The 18,694-nt window shown below is 52.2% G+C and carries 14 protein-coding genes; 12 read left to right on the top strand and 2 right to left on the bottom strand.

What is annotated here, in order from left to right:
* Positions 1-301: 301 nt before the first annotated feature.
* The 9 genes from FYJ51_RS11100 (at position 302) to FYJ51_RS11060 (ending at position 11,938) form a co-directional block, all read left to right on the top strand.
* Positions 302-898: a TetR/AcrR family transcriptional regulator gene (locus FYJ51_RS11100; RefSeq protein ID WP_205946311.1), complete on the top strand. Its 597-nt coding sequence runs from the start codon at positions 302-304 to the stop codon at positions 896-898.
* 539 nt (positions 899-1,437) lie between these two features.
* Complete coding sequence (gene purE, locus FYJ51_RS11095) at positions 1,438-1,935, top strand: 5-(carboxyamino)imidazole ribonucleotide mutase (RefSeq protein ID WP_105304810.1); 498 nt, start codon at positions 1,438-1,440, stop codon at positions 1,933-1,935.
* Positions 1,935-3,371: an amidophosphoribosyltransferase gene (gene purF, locus FYJ51_RS11090; protein WP_154505652.1), complete on the top strand. Its 1,437-nt coding sequence runs from the start codon at positions 1,935-1,937 to the stop codon at positions 3,369-3,371. Before purE ends, purF begins: the two co-directional genes overlap by 1 nt.
* A 4-nt stretch (positions 3,372-3,375) precedes the next feature.
* Positions 3,376-4,419: a phosphoribosylformylglycinamidine cyclo-ligase gene (purM, locus tag FYJ51_RS11085; protein WP_154505650.1), complete on the top strand. Its 1,044-nt coding sequence runs from the start codon at positions 3,376-3,378 to the stop codon at positions 4,417-4,419.
* Between the two features lies 1 nt (position 4,420).
* The gene (gene purN, locus FYJ51_RS11080; protein WP_154505648.1) at positions 4,421-5,032 is read left to right on the top strand and encodes a phosphoribosylglycinamide formyltransferase; all 612 of its coding nucleotides are present in this window, start codon (positions 4,421-4,423) and stop codon (positions 5,030-5,032) included.
* Positions 5,025-5,735, top strand: coding sequence for an IMP cyclohydrolase (locus FYJ51_RS11075; protein ID WP_154505646.1), 711 nt, complete (start codon positions 5,025-5,027; stop codon positions 5,733-5,735). Before purN ends, FYJ51_RS11075 begins: the two co-directional genes overlap by 8 nt.
* Position 5,736: 1 nt before the next feature.
* Entirely contained in the window at positions 5,737-6,915 is a 1,179-nt protein-coding gene (locus FYJ51_RS11070) for a phosphoribosylaminoimidazolecarboxamide formyltransferase (RefSeq protein WP_154505644.1), read from the top strand.
* Positions 6,916-6,929: 14 nt separating this feature from the next.
* Complete coding sequence (gene purD, locus FYJ51_RS11065; protein ID WP_154505642.1) at positions 6,930-8,213, top strand: phosphoribosylamine--glycine ligase; 1,284 nt, start codon at positions 6,930-6,932, stop codon at positions 8,211-8,213.
* A complete protein-coding gene (locus tag FYJ51_RS11060; RefSeq protein ID WP_154505640.1) occupies positions 8,210-11,938 on the top strand; it encodes a phosphoribosylformylglycinamidine synthase in 3,729 nt (1,242 codons plus the stop codon). The genes purD and FYJ51_RS11060 overlap by 4 nt, the downstream gene beginning before the upstream one ends.
* 84 nt (positions 11,939-12,022) lie before the next feature.
* Here FYJ51_RS11060 and FYJ51_RS11055 read toward each other — a convergent pair whose 3' ends face one another.
* The gene (locus FYJ51_RS11055) at positions 12,023-13,015 is read right to left on the bottom strand and encodes an aldo/keto reductase (protein ID WP_205946310.1); all 993 of its coding nucleotides are present in this window, start codon (positions 13,013-13,015) and stop codon (positions 12,023-12,025) included.
* 99 nt (positions 13,016-13,114) lie between these two features.
* Between FYJ51_RS11055 and FYJ51_RS11050 the strand changes: the two genes are divergently transcribed.
* Positions 13,115-14,449: an MATE family efflux transporter gene (locus FYJ51_RS11050; protein WP_154505636.1), complete on the top strand. Its 1,335-nt coding sequence runs from the start codon at positions 13,115-13,117 to the stop codon at positions 14,447-14,449.
* Positions 14,450-14,476: 27 nt separating this feature from the next.
* On the opposite strand, the gene FYJ51_RS11045 is transcribed toward FYJ51_RS11050, so the two are convergent.
* The gene (locus tag FYJ51_RS11045) at positions 14,477-15,454 is read right to left on the bottom strand and encodes a D-isomer specific 2-hydroxyacid dehydrogenase family protein (protein WP_154505633.1); all 978 of its coding nucleotides are present in this window, start codon (positions 15,452-15,454) and stop codon (positions 14,477-14,479) included.
* Between the two features lie 244 nt (positions 15,455-15,698).
* On the opposite strand from FYJ51_RS11045, the gene trkA reads away from it, so the two are divergent.
* Both trkA and FYJ51_RS11035 read left to right on the top strand, forming a co-directional pair.
* On the top strand, positions 15,699-17,060 hold the full coding sequence (trkA, locus tag FYJ51_RS11040; RefSeq protein WP_154505631.1) for a Trk system potassium transporter TrkA: 1,362 nt from the start codon (positions 15,699-15,701) through the stop codon (positions 17,058-17,060).
* A gap of 3 nt (positions 17,061-17,063) precedes the next feature.
* Positions 17,064-18,530 carry a TrkH family potassium uptake protein gene (locus FYJ51_RS11035; RefSeq protein WP_205946309.1) on the top strand — a complete coding sequence of 489 codons (1,467 nt, stop codon included), beginning with the start codon at positions 17,064-17,066 and terminating at the stop codon, positions 18,528-18,530.
* Positions 18,531-18,694: the final 164 nt, after the last annotated feature.

Below are 18,694 nucleotides of genomic sequence, written 5' to 3'. Positions count from 1 at the left end.
CGCTCATGAACAGTTCCATATGCGAAAAGACGGATGCCCGCATTGCCTGCGGGCTGGTATCGGTAATGCCGCTGTACTGAATGCCGTTGGTGACGATGTCAGACATATAATCCGGCAGGGCAAGCTCACATTGGACCTGGCCGAATACCAGGGCAATGATTGCGATTACGGACAGCCAGAAGGGCTTCAGATATCGAAGTGCTTTGACCATGACGTTCCTCCTCAGAAAAATCCCGCTTATATTACCACGGTAATATAAATGTGTAAACAAGGTTACATAAATATATTGCGGAGATGCGAAATGTATGCTATAAAAAGGGGCGGCATGAAAGAAGACAACGAAACCAGAAAGAAGATCCGTGACAATGCGCTGCGCCTGTTTCAGGAGAATGGTTATGACGCGGTAACGATCAATGCCATCTGCAAGGCGAGCGGGATTTCTAAGAACACCTTTTATTATTACTATACGGAAAAGAAAGACCTGCTTTTCAGCATCATTCATCCTTCTGAGGAAAGCCGGGCGAATATTATGTATGCGCTGGCCGGGATCAGCAGTCCCTATGACAAGCTGAAGGCGGCATGCAGACAATTTCTGGAGTATCTGCTGTACCTCGGACCGTCGGTGGTGCGAAAGATGCTGGAACTGCATCTGGCAAGTGCCATGGTGATGCAAGGCGACCATCATCCCACAGAGTTCGGGAAGCTGCTGCTGACGTTGTTTCAGCAGGCACAGCAGAATGGTGAGATCCGGAAGGATGTTCCGGCCGAGGAACTGATGCGGGGTGCCTGGTTCCTGATTGCAGGGGTGGTACAGACCTGGGCGGTCAATGAAGGAAAGATGGATCTGGAGGAGACTTACCTGCATCAGTTTGAGATACTCCTGAAACCGCAGGAGTGAAAAACAGACCAGAACCTGCCTGCGGCTGATTGCGTGGAATTCCCTTCCTGGAGTATGATAACGGATTTCATTTATTCATTGATGCTGCTGGTGGTGCCATGCGTTTTCTTCCTGGCAAAAGCGTTCAGGGAAAAAGCGAAAAAGGAAATGCTGGAGTGGCTGGTCCTCACATCAGCACTTCTGGGCTTCCTCATCATGATATACAAAGGCAGATGATCTTCTGCAGTCTGCATCTCAGATGGTTCGTGGATCACTCTCGTGCATAAGAGTGAATATTTGCTTTCCGGAGGAACCGGCTGGATCGGGAGGATTTTGCGCGCTTTACAATTTGTTTTTTATCAGATACTATAGTCCCGTCTTTTAACGGTGTTTCAGAATGCAGAAAGGACTTGGCTATGTACCGTGATTCTGTATCTCTCCATGCGTTTAAGGATCTGGCCTCTGCGGGAGGAAACCGCCCGCGCCGGGAAGGATAAGACTATGATGCCTGTAGACTGGACTGTCTGCAGGCTTTTTTCTGTTTGAAGGAGGACTTGGTTATGAAGAAGGCTGCAGTGATTATGGGGTCGGACAGTGATTTTCCGGTGATGTCGAAAGCGATGAAGACGCTGAAGGATCTCGGGATTCCGTTTGAGGCGCATGTGATGAGTGCACACCGCACGCCGGAGGAAACTGCGAAGTTCGCGAAGAACGCAGAAGAGAATGGCTTCGGGGTTCTGATCGCAGGGGCAGGGATGAGTGCAGCTCTGGCTGGTTCGCTGGCTGCGAATACGACGCTGCCGGTGATCGGTGTTCCGCTTCGGGGCGGAGCGATGGATGGACTCGATGCTCTGCTCAGTACTTCCATGATGCCAAGCGGTATTCCGGTTGCCTGCGTTGCGATTGATGGGGCAAAGAATGCGGCATATCTTGCGGCAGAGATTCTGGCCCTGTCTGATCCGGCTCTTGCGCATCGGCTGAAGGAAGAGCGTGCTTCGATGGGTGCTTCGGTAGAACAGAAGGACCGGGCACTTCAGGAAAAGGTCAGGGAGCTCTGATGCAGGATCTCATTCGTGAGGAATGCGGCATCTTCGGAATCTATGACCGGGAAGAGAAAGAAGATGTTGCCGGAGATACGTATTACGGACTGTTTGCGCTTCAGCATCGCGGTCAGGAGAGCTGCGGCATTGCGGTGAATGACCGCGGGGTGATCACGGTTCATAAGGGTGTAGGACTTGTCCGGGATGTATTCAGCCGGGAAGAGCTGAGAAAGCTCGGCAAGGGACAGATTGCGATCGGACATACCAGATATTCAACGTTTGGAACCGTGAATCATACGAATGCGCAGCCGCTGCTGTTCCGTCATTATAAAGGCCAGCTGGCGATTGCTCATAATGGCAATCTGACCAATGCGGCAGAACTGAGAAAGAAGCTGGAGTTCGGAGGAGCGATCTTCCATACGACGAATGATTCCGAGATCATCGCCTATGAGATTGTCCGTGAACGTCTGCGCCAGCCTTCGATTGAACAGGCAATCGTACGGGCGATGTACAACCTGGAAGGGGCTTATTCGTGCGTGCTGACGTCGCCGATGAAGCTGATTGCGTTCCGCGATCGGACCGGGTTCAGACCATTAGTCATGGGAAGGATGCCGGAGGGCCAGATTCTGTTTGCCAGCGAGACGTGTGCGCTGGATGCACTGGGCGCGACCTATATCCGTGATCTGGATCCAGGGGAAATCTGCGTTGTCGATGAGGATGGCGTGCGTTCCATCCGGACGCATTGCGGAGCCCGCGGGAATCTCTGCGTATTCGAGTATGTCTATTTTGCAAGACCGGATTCTGTTCTGGAAGGCATGTCCGTGCATGAGGCAAGAAAGAAGGCAGGCAGAATTCTGGCAGAAGAACATCCGGTTGACGCAGATGTCGTGATCGGGGTTCCGGATTCCGGCCTGGATGCAGCACTGGGCTATGCGGAGAAATCCGGGATTCCGTATGAGATGGGCTTTCAGAAAAATCGCTATATTGCAAGGACATTCATCCAGCCGACACAGGGACAGCGTGAGAATGCGGTGCGCATGAAGCTGAATGCAGTTTCTTCGGTTGTGAAAGGGAAACGGGTCGTGATGGTGGATGATTCCATTGTCCGCGGCACGACTTCCGGAAGAATCGTGAAGCTGTTAAGAGATGCCGGGGCAAGGGAAGTTCATGTGCGGATCAGTGCACCGCCGTTCATCAGCCCGTGCTATTACGGAACCGATATTGATTCGAAGGAACACCTGATTGCCTGCCAGATGAGTGAGAGTGAAATCTGCAAGGCAATCGGGGCAGATACGCTCGGATATCTGAGCGTGAAGGGCGTGCTGGCAATGGCAGATGGCGCAAGGTGCGGATTCTGCACCGGCTGCTTCACGGAGAATTATCCGGCAGCGACACCATCCTCTGCCGATAAGGATCGCTTCGAGCAGAAAATCGAGAAGAAGAAAGAAGGGTGAGGCCATGACAGAAAAGAGCTACAGTACCAGCTACAAGGAAGCAGGCGTCGATGTGACTGCAGGCTACCGGTCTGTGCAGCTGATGAAACAGGATGTCGCAAGAACTGCAATCCCGGGATGCCTGGATGGCATCGGCGGGTTCGGGGGATTGTTTGAGCTGAACCTGGAAGAATATCATCATCCGGTTCTCGTGTCCGGAACCGATGGCGTCGGCACGAAGCTGAAGCTTGCCTTTCTGATGGACCGGCATGATACGATCGGCATCGACTGCGTGGCGATGTGCGTGAATGATGTCATCTGCTGCGGGGCAAAGCCGCTATTGTTCCTCGACTATATTGCCTGCGGAAAGAATGTCCCGGAGAAGATTGCTGCAATCGTGAAAGGCGTGTCTGATGGCTGCGTCCAGGCTGGCTGTGCATTGGTCGGCGGCGAGACGGCAGAGCATCCGGGGCTGATGAAGGAAGAAGAATATGATGTTGCCGGGTTCTCGGTCGGAGCGGTAGAGAAAGAAGCGATTCTGGATCAGAACACGATTCAGGCAGGAGATGTGATCGTCGGGATTTCTTCCTCCGGGGTTCATTCCAATGGCTTTTCGCTGGTCCGCAAAGTATTTGACATCGATCATGCCGATCTGGATGGCTATGCTGATGTACTTGGAAAAGGATTAGGAGAAACGCTGCTGACACCGACGAGAATCTATGTGAAGCCGGTTCTCTCATTGCTGCAGCAGGTGAAGGTGAAGTCGATTGCGCATATCACCGGCGGCGGTTTCTATGAGAATATGCCGCGTTCGTTCCCGAAGCAGTTCAATGCGGTGATTCAGAAAGGATCCTGGAACATTCCTCCGATTTTCCCGCTCATTCAGGAGAAGGGGAATATCTCGGAACATGATATGTACAACACGTTCAACATGGGTATCGGCATGAGCGTGATTGTATCGCCGGAAGATGCAGAAAAGACCGTGAAGATTCTGAATGAGGCTGGTGAACACGCCCAGATCATCGGCTATCTCGAAGCAGGCGACCATTCTGTCGTATTCGGAGAATAAGATGATCCGGATTGCAGTGATGGTTTCCGGTGGCGGAACGAATCTGCAGGCATTGCTTGATGCCGAAGCGGCTGGAAAGATTCCGGCCGGGAAGATTGTTCTGACCGTGGCGAGCCGGGGCGATGCGTATGCCCTGAAGCGGGCCGAAGCAGCTGGCGTGAAGACGAAAGTGATTTCCCGGAAGAGCTTTGCAAGTACAGAGGATTTTGATCAGGCCGTCCTTGCATGCATGAAAGAGAATCAGATTGAGCTGATTGTGCTGGCCGGGTATCTCAGCATGGTCGGGAAGCCGCTCATTGATGCCTATCCGAAACGGATTCTGAATATTCATCCGTCGCTGATTCCTTCGTTCTGCGGCAAGGGCTTCTATGGCCTGAAGGTTCATGAAGCGGCCCTGGCAAGAGGCGTAAAGGTGACGGGTGCTACCGTGCATTATGTCAATGAGATCACCGATGGCGGCGAGATTCTGCTGCAGAAGCCGGTGAACGTATTGCCTGGCGATACGCCGGAAGTGCTGCAGCAAAGAGTGATGGAAGAGGCAGAATGGCAGATTCTGCCGGAAGCAGTGAAGATGGTCAGCGAAGAGCTGGAGAAGGAGAAAAATCATGACTGAAGATCTGTTTTCTTATCTCAGGGGAATTGATTATCCGGGCAGAGGCATCGTCATCGGGCGTACCCCTTGCGGAAAGCGGATGCGCATCGGATATTTCATCATGGGCAGAAGCTTGAACAGCCGCAACCGCGTGTTCGTGACGGATGGCGACGGGATCCGGACCCAGGCTTTTGATCCTTCGAAGATGGAAGATCCGAGCCTGATCATCTATGCCCCGGTAAGAGTATTCCGGGATCAGACGATCGTGACCAATGGCGATCAGACCGATACGATCTATCAGGCCCTCGAAGAAGGAAAGACCTTCGAAGATGCTTTATTCACGAGAACATTTGAACCAGATGGACCGAACTATACGCCGCGCATTTCCGCCCTCGTCAAGGGCAGTTCCTACCGGATGTCGATCCTGAAGAGCGATGAAGGAAATCCTGCATCGACGCTGCGTCAGTTCTTCGATTATTCCGAAGAGCAGCCTGGCTTCGGACGCATCATTCATACGTATGCGCATAATGGCAGTCCGATTCCTTCGTTTAGAGGAGAGCCAGTCCGCTGGGAGATGGTGCATGAACCATTTGATCAGTTCAGCCAGCATCTCTGGGAAGCATTGAATCCGGATAACAAGGTCAGTCTCTTCACGCGTCAGATCACGATTGAAACAGGGGAGACAGAGACGAAGATCTTCAACAGGAATGAGGAGGAGAAGTAAGATGGCAAACGAGATTCAGCTGAAGTACGGATGCAACCCGAATCAGAAACCTGCCCGCATCTTCATGGCAGATGGCAGTGATCTGCCGGTGAAAGTACTGAACGGGAAACCTGGCTATATCAACTTTCTGGATGCGCTGAACAGCTGGCAGCTGGTCAGAGAACTCAAGCAGGCGACTGGCATGCCGGCAGCTGCTTCCTTCAAGCATGTCAGCCCGGCTGGTGCAGCCATCGGTCTGCCGCTTTCTGAGGTGGAGCGGAAAATTTATTTTGCAGAAGATCTGGACATTTCGCCGCTTGCCTGTGCGTATATCCGGGCAAGAGGAGCAGACCGCATGAGCTCCTACGGAGACTTTGCGGCACTTTCGGATCCGTGTGACAAGGAAACGGCTCTGGCCTTACAGCATGAGGTTTCAGACGGTATCATTGCACCAGGCTATTCGGATGAAGCCCTGGAGATTCTTTCCCATAAGAAGAAGGGAAACTATAACGTCATCCAGATTGATCCTTCCTACGTTCCTGAACCGATCGAGCGCAAGCAGGTATTCGGCATCACGTTCGAGCAGGGCAGAAATGAAGTGGTCTTAGATAATTCGATCTTCGGCAATATCGTCACAAAGAACAAGAATCTGCCAGAAGATGCGAAGCGGGATCTGCTCATCTCGATGATTGCCCTGAAGTATACGCAGTCCAACAGCGTCGCATATGCCTATCATGGCCAGGTGATCGGGGTCGGGGCTGGTCAGCAGAGCAGAGTTCATTGTGTGAGATTAGCCGGTGACAAGGCTGATCACTGGTTCCTGCGGCAGGCACCGCAGGTGCTGAATCTGCCATGGAAGGAAGAAATCCGCAGACCGGATCGGGATAATGCVATCGATGTGTATATCGGCAGCGAGCAGGAAGATGTGCTGAGAGATGGCGTCTGGCAGTATTACTGGACAGAGAAGCCGGCTGTCTTCACTGCCGAAGAGAAACGGGCATGGCTGAATGCGCAGAGCGGGGTATCGCTGGGCAGCGATGCATTCTTCCCGTTCGGGGATAATATTGAGCGGGCGCATAAGAGCGGTGTCACGTATGTCGCAGAACCAGGCGGTTCCATCCGGGATGACAATGTCATTGAAGCGGCTGACCGCTATGGCATGGTCATGGCATTCACCGGCATCCGTCTGTTCCATCATTGATTGAGGGAAGGACAATGAAGGTACTGGTAATCGGAGGCGGAGGCCGTGAACATGCGGTGATCCGCAAGCTGAAGGAAAATCCTTCGATTGAGAAACTCTTCTGTGCACCTGGCAATGGCGGCATCGCAGATCTTGCCGAGTGCGTGAATCTCAAGGCTGATGATGTCAGAGGAATCACTGAATTCGCAGTTCAGAACCATGTTGATTTTGTCTGTGTGACGCCGGATGATCCGCTCGCCCTCGGCATGGTGGATGCGCTGGAAGCAGCAGGAATCAAGGCATTCGGTCCGGTTCAGAAAGCGGCTGAGATTGAAGCATCCAAAGTATTTGCCAAAGGACTTATGAAGAAGTACGGCATTCCGACGGCAGCGTATGAAGTGTTCTCGGATCCGGAAGCAGCGCTTGCCTATCTGAAGGAACAGAATACGTATCCGGCAGTGCTGAAGGCTGATGGTCTCGCACTGGGCAAAGGTGTTCTGATCGCACAGAATGCCCAAGAAGCGGAAGCGGCTGTGAAAGAGCTTATGGTCGATAAAGCATTCGGAGCAGCTGGCAATGAGATTGTAATCGAAGAATTCCTGGAAGGACCGGAAGTATCGGTGCTGGCCTTCACGGATGGAAAAGTCATCCGGCCGATGGTTTCTTCGATGGATCATAAGCGGGCTGATGACAATGATCAGGGCCTGAATACCGGCGGCATGGGCACGATTGCGCCGTCTCCGTTCTATACGAAGGAGATTGCAGATCGCTGCATGAACGAGATCTTCCTGCCGACCATGCATGCGATGAATGCGGAGGGAAGGACGTTCCGCGGGGTATTGTACTTCGGACTGATGTTAACGAAAGATGGTCCGAAGGTCATCGAATACAACAGCCGGTTCGGAGATCCCGAGACTCAGGTCGTGCTTCCGTTATTGAAGAGCGATCTGCTTGAGATCATGCTGGCATGTGAGAATGAAACACTGGGAGATCTGGAGATCGAATGGTCGGATCAGTGTGCGGCGTGCATCATGGAAGCTTCGGGCGGATATCCGCTGAGCTATCAGAAGGGTTATCTGATCCACGGGCTTGATGAGCATGGCCAGCATCCGGGCGTCTATGTCTATCATTCCGGAACCATGAAGAAAGAAGATGGCTATCATACCAATGGCGGCCGGGTGCTCGGCATCGAGGCCGAAGCTCCGACGCTCGAAGAGGCACTGCAGAAGGCTTATGAAGCGGTGAGCGATATCTCGTTTGAAGGAGAGCATCACCGGACTGATATCGGAAAGAAGGCACTGGAAGGGAGATACAGATGACGGTATATCGCTGCTTTGTAGAAAAGAAACCTCCGTTTGCGGTAGAAGCAGAAGGAGTGCTCCGCAATCTTCAGACTGTGATCCGCAATGGCGATGTCCGCGGCGTGCGCATTCTGAATCGCTACGATCTCGAGTCGATCGAAGAGGCGGATTACCGGCAGGCAGAACGCACGATTCTTTCAGAGCCTCAGGTCGATGTGCTCTATGAAGAGACTGCTCCAGAGCCTGCTGCAGACGAATGGGTGCTGGCCGTGGAATATCTGCCGGGCCAGTTCGATCAGCGCGCCGACAGCGCTTCGCAGTGCATTCAGTTAAGCACGTGCAAAGGCAGACCGGAAGTACGTACTGCCCGGGTTTATTACATCCAGGGCAGTCTTTCTGAAGAAGACAGAGAAAAAATCCGTGAGACCCTGATCAACCCGGTTGAGGCAAGAGAAGCTTCGCTTGCAAAGCCAGAGACGATCCGCAGAACCTATCCGGAGCCGCCGGCACCGGAGGTGCTGCATGGCTTCACGGAAATGAATGAAGCAGATCGGCAGAAGTTCCATGATGAGAAGGGACTGGCCATGGATCTCGCGGATCTGGAGTTTCTGCAGGACTATTTCCGGAATGAAGAGAAGCGTGATCCGACCATCACCGAAGTACGGGTCATTGATACGTACTGGTCCGATCACTGCCGTCACACGACGTTCAATACGATTCTGAAAGACGTGAAGATCGAACCGGACTATATCCGCAAGACTTATGAAGACTATCTCGAATTAAGAGAAAAGGTATATGCCGGAAGAACCGCGAAGCCGATCACGCTCATGGATCTTGCGACCATCGGCGCCAAGGCACTGAAGCAGAGCGGGAAGCTGAAGGATCTCGATGAATCCGAAGAGATCAATGCATGTTCCGTGAAGATTCATGTCGATGTCGATGGCAGAGATAAGCCATGGCTTCTGATGTTCAAGAATGAGACACATAATCATCCGACTGAGATCGAACCATTCGGCGGAGCAGCAACCTGCCTTGGCGGAGCAATCCGCGATCCGCTGTCCGGCCGTTCGTATGTCTATCAGGCAATGCGCATCACCGGTGCAGCCGATCCGCTTGTGCCGATTGAGGATACCCTGAAGGGCAAGCTCCCGCAGCGCAAGCTGACGGTCACGGCTGCTCAGGGCTACAGTTCCTACGGCAACCAGATCGGACTGGCGACTGGTCATGTTCATGAGATCTATCATCCGGACTACGTGGCCAAGCGCATGGAGATTGGTGCGGTCATCGGCGCAGCTCCGGAAGAGAATGTGGTCAGAGAACGTCCGCAGCCTGGCGATGTCGTGATTCTTCTCGGCGGAAGAACCGGAAGAGATGGATGCGGCGGTGCAACCGGTTCTTCGAAGTCGCATACGATGGAATCGCTCGAAACCTGCGGAGCGGAAGTCCAGAAGGGAAACGCCCCGGAAGAGCGCAAGCTCCAGAGACTGTTCCGCAATCCGGAAGCGACCCGCCTGATCAAGCGCTGCAATGATTTCGGAGCCGGCGGGGTCAGTGTCGCAATCGGCGAACTGGCTCCTGGTCTGCATATTGATCTTGGCAAGGTTCCGAAGAAGTATGAAGGCCTCGATGGCACGGAACTTGCAATCTCCGAGTCTCAGGAGCGCATGGCCGTCGTGACCTCGGCTGCAGATGCAGAACAGTTCCGGAAGCTAGCAGATGCAGAGAACCTGGAGTCCACGGTTGTGGCTGAGGTGACAGAAGATCCGCGTCTGGTCATGGAATTGAATGGCAGTACGATCGTGAATCTTTCCAGAGCATTCCTGGATACCAATGGCGCCAAGCGCTATGCCGATGCAGAGATCGATATGCCGGAAAGAGCATCTGATGATGGAAGAGACCGCCCGTTTGCAGAACATATGAAGAAGCTGGTCAGCGATCTCAACGTATGTTCTGAAAAGGGATTAGCGGAACGCTTTGATTCCACGATCGGGGCCGGAACGGTGCTGATGCCGTATGGCGGCAGAAGGCAGCTGACGCCAGAGCAGGCAATGGCCTGCAAGCTTCCGGTTCTGAACGGGACGACGAATACGGCTTCTCTGATGGGCTGGGGCTTTGATCCGTATGTTTCTGCGGCTTCTCCGTATAAGGGGGCAGAAGAAGCAGTCATCACCTCGGTTGCCAAAGTGCTGGCAGCAGGCGGCAGTATGGATCATTGCTGGCTGACGTTCCAGGAATTCTTCGGTCATACCAGTTCAGATCCGAAGCGCTGGGGCAGACCGATGTCGGCACTGCTTGGTGCATTGAAGGCACAGATGGAGCTTGGCATTGCGGCAATCGGCGGCAAGGATTCGATGTCCGGGACCTTTGAGCAGATCGATGTTCCGCCTACTCTGGTCAGCTTTGCGGTCAGTGTTGCAGATGCGGGACATGTGATCTCCGATGAGTTCAAGCGGGCAGGCCATCAGGTATGGCTGCTGCAGCCGGACTATGATGAGAATGATCTCCCGGTGTTTGCAAGTGTCAGAAAAGTCTTCTCTGAGATCGAGCAGATCGTAAGATCCGGCGATGCATGGTCTGTCTGGGTATGTGAACGCGGCGGAATTGCAGAAGGTCTGTTCAAGATGGGACTTGGCAGCCGGATCGGCGTGAAAGTGTCTGATTCGGTTTCGGAAGACGAACTATTTGCGAAGCACGCTGGCGCTTTCCTGATTGAAACTTCTGAAGAAGCGAACATGCCTGCAGATGCGAGGCTGATCGCTGTGACTGCGGAAGTCTATGAATTCTCGTTCCATGGCGAAACCCTTGAGATGGAAGAACTGCAGAAGCTCTGGGAAGAGAAGCTGCAGCCGGTATTCCCGTATCTGACTCCGAGTGATGATGCGGAAGTTCCGGCAGTCTCCTATCAAGCAGAGCAGCCGATGCATGCTAGCTATACCTGTGCGCATCCGCATGTTCTGATTCCGGTATTTCCGGGAACGAACTGCGAATGGGATACGGCACGAGCGTTTGAGAAATACGGGGCTGACCCGGAAATCTTCGTGATCCGCAACCGTACGCCTCAAGAAATCGAAGACAGTGTCGACCGCTTTGCGGCATCAATTGCCAAGAGCCAGATCATTGCCCTTCCAGGCGGCTTTTCGGGCGGAGATGAACCGGATGGCTCCGGCAAGTTCATCACGTCTTTCTTCCGCAATCCGAAGATCCGCAATGAAGTGACAAAGCTTCTGGATGAACGGGAAGGTCTGATGTGCGGAATCTGCAATGGGTTCCAGGCATTGGTGAAACTAGGACTTGTTCCATACGGGAAAATCATGGACATGGATGAAGACTGCCCGACACTGACCTTCAATTCGATCGGCAGACATCAGTCCATGCTGGTAAGAACGAGGGTCGCTTCCAACAAGTCTCCATGGCTCCGGTACGCAGAAGTGGGAGAGATTTCCAGTGTTGCAATCAGTCATGGCGAAGGACGCTTTGTGGCAGAAGAAGCAGTGCTGAAGCAGATGATCGAGAATGGCCAGATTTCCGAGCAGTATGTAGATCTCGACGGCAATCCGACCGAGAATATCCGCTTCAATCCGAACCATTCGGTCATGGCAATTGAAGGCATTACTTCTCCAGATGGCAGAGTCTTCGGCAAGATGGGACATTCAGAGCGCAGCGGTGACAATCTGTACCGCAATATCCCGGATCTGAAGTTCCAGGATAAGATTTTCAAAGGCGCAGTGGATTACTTCCGCTGATCTTACAGAAAAGCTGTCAGGAAACCTGATGAACAATCATGAGGCCTGACAGCTTTTTATGTTTCCTGGTTCCTGAATTGCTGACTATTTATCCAGCTCTTTTACCTGTACAGGTTCTGCTGTTTCCAAAAGCAGCTTCAGATCTTCCGGATCCAGCTCAAGATCCAGGCAGCGTGCGGTATCCAGGATCGTTTCAGGATGGCGTGATCCGATCAGCAGGCTGAGATTGTCATACTGGCGAAGAGTCCATGCCTCAAAGAGATTGGCATAGGAACAATGGTATTTCTCAGTCAGCGGAGTCCAGACTTCATCATATAGTTTCTTCAAGCCCGACTGATATGGTTCTGTGTTCCAGGGAAGTCTTGCCCGGATATCACCTGGCTTGTAGCTGCGGTACAGATGATTCGGACCGGTCAGATATCCTTCTTCCAGTGCTCCATAGACCTGAAACGTTGCATGGTGTTTCGTGCAGGCAGGAAAATAGGATTCGCCATGAGAAGGAGCGAGCAGGCTGTACTGTTCCTGGACGAGGGCAGGATTTCCATGAGCAGCGTAGGCATCCAGGTCAGCCGGCTGGCTGTTGGAAATGCCATATGCCCGGATCTTTCCTTCCCTGACCAGATCTTCAAGCCCTGCGACCGTTTCCTCAGCAGGCCAGGAAGAATTGACATAATGGACGATGAGCACATCAATATAGTCCGTCTGCATTCTCGAAAGGGATTCTTCGACGTCTCTCAGGATGGCATCTTTTTCGGTATTGTTATTGACAGTATAGCCATCTCTTGCGTACTTGAAGATCCCGTCTTCTCTGCGCCAGTTCAGAGAGCATTTCGTCTGAAGCAGGAACTTGTCACGTTTGCCTCTGAGGGCTCTGCCAAGCAGTTCTTCGCTTCTGCCCATGCCGTAGACCGGTGCAGTGTCGATATAATTGATGCCGCAGTCAGCAGCAGCGCTGAGCAGATTGTCTGCTGAGCTGAGGTCCGTATCTTCCCAGACGCTGCCTCCGCCTAATCCCCATGTTCCTAAGGCAATCACCGAAGCGTTCAGATTTGTGTTTCCGAGAGTTCTGTATTTCATGAAAGACTCCTTATCTGAGGGAATGATATCGTCTGAAGAAAGAGAAATCAATGAGAGTGTCCGGATGACCTTTTCAGAGGGATATGCTATGATCACCGCATGGCTTCTTCGGTAAAAGATATGACCGCCGGTTCTCCGGCAGAACTGATCTTCAGATTCTCGATTCCGGTCATGATCAGCAATGCGTTTCATCAGCTGTATATCATGGCAGATTCGATGATTGTTTCACGTATGCTGGGGGTTGGAGCACTGGCAGCACTTGGCTCTGCAGACTGGTTCACGTTCATGTATGTCTCAATCGTGCAGGCCGTGGCACAGGGCTTTGCAATCCAGGTCGGACAGGACTTCGGCGCCCATCGGGAAGATCATCTGCAGAAGACGCTGGCAAGATCGATCGTGCTGACATGCATTGCATCGATTGGTCTTTCGGTGCTGGCGATCACTACGCTGAGAGGGACTCTCAGGTTTCTGAATACCCCTGCGGATGTATTCGATCTGGCATATGAGTATCTGTTCACGGTATTTCTCGGACTATCTGCAACAGCCTTCCTGAACTATACTTCTTCGATGCTGAGGGCCCTCGGGAATGCACGCGTGCCGCTGATTTCGATGATCGTTTCGACGATTCTCAATATCTTCCTGGATATCATCATGGTGTCAGAAATGGGAATTGCGGGTGCTGCTCTGGCAACGGTTCTTGCACAGGCAGTCGGAGGATTGATCAATCTGCGCGCGATGATGCATATTTCCTGCCTGCATCTGCATGCCTCGGACTGGAAACAGGATCCTGTGCTGGATCAGAGACTTCTGAAGCTGAGTCTTCCGATGATGCTGCAGAACCTGCTGATCAGCGCCGGCGGAATGGTGGTTCAGAGCCGGGTGAATGAGTTCGATCTTGCCCATATTGCCGCATATTCTGCCATGAATAAGATGTTCGGGCTATTGGAGCTTGCGGCCATGGCATATGGGTATGCACTGATTACTTATATTTCGCAGAATTTCGGAGCAGGAAAAACAGACCGCATCCGCAGCGGTCTGAAGAGTTCTGCTGTCATTGCAGTGATTACCAGTGCGTTCGTTTCCCTTTTCATTCTGGTCTTCGGAAGAGGAATTGCCTCGTCCTTTCTCACTGGAGATCAGGCGGCAGTAACACAAGCCATCACATTGACGGTTCAGCTTCTGAATGTGCTTGCATATACGCTTCCTCTGCTGTATCTGCTGCACGTGATGCGCTCTGCGCTGCAGGGGCTTGGCAATACCATGATGCCGATGATCTCGGGTTTGGCAGAAATAGCTGCGAGACTTCTGCTTGCAATCCAGGGAATCGGAATTCTCGGGTGGAATGCAATCATTCTCACAGAGCCCATCGCATGGATCGCTTCTGATATTGTGCTGATTGCTTCTCTTCATAAGGATCTCCAGAAGATCCGCTGATCGGCTTGCACAGATATAGCGTTTGATTCAGCTTAGCTGGTGAGGATCTTTTCGATGTGCTTCCATATTCAGAAGGCTCATGATGCCGCAGGAAACCATGGAGCGGACGGCCTGTTCGGTGTAGAAAGCCATATGCTGTGTGTAGACGACATTCTTGAACTGCTTGAGATAGGCCAGGTCACGGTCTGAGAAGATATCGGTCTTGCGATCCTGATGCACAATTCCTTCTTCATCCTCTACGGTATCCAAGCCAAGTGCACCGATTCTGCAGGATTCGATTCCTTCAATCAGGGCTTTCATGTCCATTAAGCCGCCTCTGGCGCAGTTGATCAGAACGACTCCGTCTTTCATGCGGGAGATCGTATCGGAATTGATCATATGGTAGTTTTCTTCCGTCAGTGCAGTATGAAGGGTGATAATATCTGATTCCGCATAGAGACGATCCAGGGAGACGTATTCTGCAGCAATGGCATCGGGTCTTGGATGAGGGTCATATGCAAGAATATGGCTGCCGAATCCGGAAAGATCTCTGATGACCTGAGAGCCGATTCTCCCGGTTCCGATCACTCCGACGGTCAGGTCCCGGAGTTCTCTGCCCATCAGTCCGTCAAGAGAGAAGTCATTGACCTGCATGCGCCAGAGGGCCTGCTTATATCCTCTCAGACACAGCAGGATCATCATGATGGTGTAATCTGCAACTCCATCTGGTGCATAGGATGCATTGGCAGTATGAATCCCGTACTTCCGTGCAGCATTAAGATCCAGATGGTTGAAGCCTATGGTGCGGGTGCTCAGAAAGAAGATTTTCTGTTCGGCAAGGGCTTTGAAGAGATTCTCATCACAGATGCTCTGACCGAGAATCGATACCGCGCTTCCTGGCTCGAGTTCTGGAATCGCCTCCATAGTCAGACGGCCAGGACATTCTCTGATGTCGATTCCTTTTCTGCGGAACTCTTCGAAGTATGGTTTTTCGTCCGGACGGACTTCAAATGCAGTGATCTTCATAACAGGTACCTCCGCTAATAGTTATAGCGGAAAGAAAGCGGCTTGGGTGATTTTGCTTCCAGACGATGGAATGGCAGAAATACTCTTTCGTTGCCTTTTGGCAGTGCGATGCTAGAATAGTTCCATATCCGGTTTTCTGGAGATGATGCAGATTCCGGAGGAAAAAGCAGTTACATTGAATCTGACAGGAGGATGGTTCTTTCCCGCATATTGATCGTCTCGGGTTTTCTGCCATCAGGGGTTTATGAAGATTATTATTGCCGGTGGCGGAAAGATCGGGTCTACACTGACCGCCCAGCTGTCTGCTGAGGGGCACGAAATTACTGTCGTTGACCGCAAGGCAGAAGTGCTTGAGAACATCATGGAATCCTATGATGTGATTGCAGTGCAGGGAAATTCTGCCAGCATGGATGTGCTGGAACAGGCAGATGTGCAGGAGGCCAACCTCCTGATCGCCGCAACTGATACTGATGAAGTGAATCTGCTTTCCTGCATGACTGCGCATGGCATGAATCCGGAGCTGCATACCATCGGGCGGATCCGGAATCCGGAATATCGGCGCCAGGCGTTTGAGATGCGCGACGTATTCGCGCTGAACATGGCAATCAATCCGGAACGTCAGGCAGCCCATGAGATTGCGCGGCTTCTGAAGTATCCTGGCTTTCTGAAGATTGATACATTTGCCAAGGGCAATGTCGAGATCGTGGAGCTCCGCATTGATGCAAAGAGTCCATTGAACCATGCTAAGCTGAGTTCTCTGAGCCAGATCGTGCATACGAAAGTGCTGATCTGTGCAGTAAGCAGGAATGGGGAATGCTATATGCCGGATGGCAATTTCATCCTTCAGGAAGGAGATCTGATTTTCGTGACGGCGGCGACAGATCATCTTTCAATTCTGCTCAGGAATATGGGAATCATTGCCAGAAAAGCAAAGCGGGTTCTGATCGCCGGAGGCGGCAGAATCAGCTACTACCTCGTGGAAGAGCTTGCCCGCACCGGCATGGCCTGCACGGTCATTGAACAGAATCCTGCCCGCTGCCGGGAACTTGCTGCGCTGCTGCCTTCCGCTGTGATTGTAGAAGGAGATGCCAGCAGCCAGGACTTCCTGAACAGCGAAGGAATCGATGACAGCGATGCTCTGGTTACCCTGACAGGCCTGGATGAGCTGAATATCGTGATTGCGCTTTATGCACATACCCGCAATGTCGCACAGGTTGTCACAAAGGTAAGCCATGCGGAGAATAATCTGATTCTTGACAGCCTTCATGTTGGCTCGGTCATTTCGCCGAAGGAACTCGCTTCGAATAATATCGTGCGATATGTGCGGGCAATGCAGAACAAGGAAGGCGCTGCAATCACGATTCATTCGATTGCCGGCGGCAAAGCCGAGGCAATCGAATTCCTTGTGGATGCGGATACCCGCCATGTCGGACAGCCGCTGAGGGAAGTGAAGACGCGCTCCGATGTGCTGATTGTCTCAGTTTCCAGAGGAGATCAGACCATCATTGCGGATGGCAGCACGGTATACCAGGAAGGCGATACCCTTGTTGTGGTGACGAATCGGACTTCAACAATCCGATCGCTGAATGATATCTTCGAGGACTGATCCATGCGCAATGCAATGAATTACCGGATGATCGCCCGGATCATTTCTCCGATTCTCATGATTGAGGCAATCTTCATGATTCCTGCCTGGGCAATCAGCTATGCCGGGCATGAGGTCAATGCGGCGGACGCAATCGTGAAGTCGCAGTTCATCATCTTAGCCTGTGCGGCGGTCCTGTATCTCTTATCAAGGAATGCCAGAAAGGGATTTTATGCCAAGGAAGGATTGGTTACGACTGGTTTTTCCTGGATTGTGATGTCTGCCCTTGGCTGTCTGCCGTTCTATATCTCCCGGGAAATACCGAGCTATATCGACTGCCTGTTTGAGATGGTTTCCGGCTTTACAACAACGGGTTCCTCCATTCTTCCGGAGGTGGAATCCATTTCCAGAGGACTTCTGTACTGGCGCAGCTTCAGCCACTGGCTGGGCGGCATGGGGGTGCTGGTGTTCCTGATGGCAGTGGTTCCTCTGGCGGGCAAGAATGAAGGCTTCACCTTGCATATTCTGAGGGCAGAATCTCCTGGCCCTTCGGTCGGCAAGCTGGTTCCGCATATGAAGCAGACTGCCTTGATTCTCTATCTGATCTATATTGCCATGACGATCCTCAATACGATTTTCCTGCTGCTTGGCGGAATGTCCTTGTTTGAAGCGGTCTGCACGGCTTATGGTACCGCAGGCACCGGCGGCTTCGGAATCATGAATGATTCCATGGCGGGGTACAGTCCGTATCTGCAGAATGTCACGACCGTGTTCATGCTGCTGTTTTCGGTAAACTTCAGCTGCTATTATCTGCTTCTGCTCGGCCGATGGAAGGATGTGCTGAAGGATGAGGAGTTCCGGCTGTTCTGGGTGATCGTATTCGGCTTCATCGGACTGATTGCCTGGAATATCCGTTCGCTTTATCCGACGTTCGGGGAGGCGCTTCATCAGGCTTCATTCACCGTTTCCACGATCATCTCCACAACTGGATTTGTCATCGCAGACTATGATGTGTGGCCGGCATTCTCAAAAGTGCTGATCCTGTGCCTGATGTTCATCGGGGCATGTGCTGGTTCGACCGGCGGCGGCCTCAAGGTTTCCAGACTTCTGATCATGTTCAAGTCCTTGCGACGCAATTTCCACATGAACATGCATCCGTCAGAAGTGCGCACGATCCGGATCAACAAGCATGTTGTGGATGAGAAAGTGGTCCGCAATGCGGCAAACTATATGATTGCCTATGCGTTTATTGTCATTATCAGCATGATCCTGATTTCTCTGGATGGGTTTGATGTCGAGACGAATCTGTCTGCGGTGATGGCGACATTCAACAATGTCGGACCAGGGCTTGCGGCGGTCGGACCGGTATGCAACTTCAGCGGATTCTCAGGATTCTCCAAGCTTGTTCTGATTTTCGATATGCTTGCGGGCAGACTGGAGATCTTCCCGATCGCAATTCTCTTCTCTAAGAGTACGTGGAGAAAACAGTGAATACTGAGAAAAGAAATCTGCAGTGATGTGCTGCAGATCTTTTTAGTACACCCGACATGGGTGATAACTCGAGGGTGAAAGTCCCTTGCGCATGTATAGCGGCATGATTCAAAGCGCTAGCCAAAGGCAACGTGGACATCGTGAGGTGTCAACGGAAGGAAGCC

The organism is Stecheria intestinalis (assembly GCF_009696165.1).
GTDB lineage: Bacteria > Bacillota_I > Bacilli_A > Erysipelotrichales > Erysipelotrichaceae > Bulleidia > Bulleidia intestinalis.
This window is presented reverse-complemented; position numbering and strand designations above follow the sequence as displayed.

Bases quoted from the DNA above. Each gene is read 5' to 3' on its own strand.
- FYJ51_RS11045 (WP_154505633.1), bottom strand. From the start codon at position 15,454: ATGAAGATCACTGCATTTGAAGTCCGTCCGGACGAAAAACCATACTTC.
- FYJ51_RS11050 (WP_154505636.1), top strand. From the start codon at position 13,115: ATGGCTTCTTCGGTAAAAGATATGACCGCCGGTTCTCCGGCAGAACTG.
- FYJ51_RS11075 (WP_154505646.1), top strand. From the start codon at position 5,025: ATGACTGAAGATCTGTTTTCTTATCTCAGGGGAATTGATTATCCGGGC.
- FYJ51_RS11035 (WP_205946309.1), top strand. From the start codon at position 17,064: ATGCGCAATGCAATGAATTACCGGATGATCGCCCGGATCATTTCTCCG.
- FYJ51_RS11055 (WP_205946310.1), bottom strand. From the start codon at position 13,015: ATGAAATACAGAACTCTCGGAAACACAAATCTGAACGCTTCGGTGATT.
- trkA (WP_154505631.1), top strand. From the start codon at position 15,699: ATGAAGATTATTATTGCCGGTGGCGGAAAGATCGGGTCTACACTGACC.
- purF (WP_154505652.1), top strand. From the start codon at position 1,935: ATGCAGGATCTCATTCGTGAGGAATGCGGCATCTTCGGAATCTATGAC.
- FYJ51_RS11100 (WP_205946311.1), top strand. From the start codon at position 302: ATGTATGCTATAAAAAGGGGCGGCATGAAAGAAGACAACGAAACCAGA.
- purD (WP_154505642.1), top strand. From the start codon at position 6,930: ATGAAGGTACTGGTAATCGGAGGCGGAGGCCGTGAACATGCGGTGATC.
- purN (WP_154505648.1), top strand. From the start codon at position 4,421: ATGATCCGGATTGCAGTGATGGTTTCCGGTGGCGGAACGAATCTGCAG.
- purE (WP_105304810.1), top strand. From the start codon at position 1,438: ATGAAGAAGGCTGCAGTGATTATGGGGTCGGACAGTGATTTTCCGGTG.
- FYJ51_RS11060 (WP_154505640.1), top strand. From the start codon at position 8,210: ATGACGGTATATCGCTGCTTTGTAGAAAAGAAACCTCCGTTTGCGGTA.
- purM (WP_154505650.1), top strand. From the start codon at position 3,376: ATGACAGAAAAGAGCTACAGTACCAGCTACAAGGAAGCAGGCGTCGAT.